Source organism: Veillonella sp. ZSJB6, from assembly GCF_051549505.1.
Taxonomy (GTDB): Bacteria; Bacillota; Negativicutes; order Veillonellales; family Veillonellaceae; genus Veillonella.
This window is the reverse complement of sequence record NZ_JBPUGE010000079.1, coordinates 1-262: the sequence shown is the minus strand read 5'-3', so window position 1 is coordinate 262 and position 262 is coordinate 1. Positions and strand designations below refer to the sequence as shown.

The window sequence follows — 262 nt, the reverse complement described above, 5'->3', positions numbered from 1 at the left end:
AAAAAGTTTTGGCTGCTAAGCTAGGGAATGAGTAATCGAGCTGATGCAGGATTCAATGGGCAATGGCATGGTAACCAGTTAGAAGGAATAAAATATGTGCATTGTGGCGTTGGCTTGGCAGCTGTTTGAGGATAAGCCCTTGGTGCTATTATCCAATCGGGATGAATTTTTGCAGCGTCCTACGCGCGCACTGCATGAATGGCAATTGCCGAATGGAAAAAAAATCATCGCGGGGCAAGATGCGCAAGCAGGGGGCACTTGG

The 262-nt window shown here is 47.7% G+C and carries 1 protein-coding gene; it reads left to right on the top strand.

Features of this window, described 5'->3' with window-relative positions; all coding sequences use genetic code 11:
- Nucleotides 1-94 precede the first annotated feature (94 nt).
- A partial coding sequence (locus ACSV5T_RS09965) for an NRDE family protein (RefSeq protein ID WP_438321016.1) occupies nt 95-262 on the top strand: 168 nt, incomplete at its 3' end.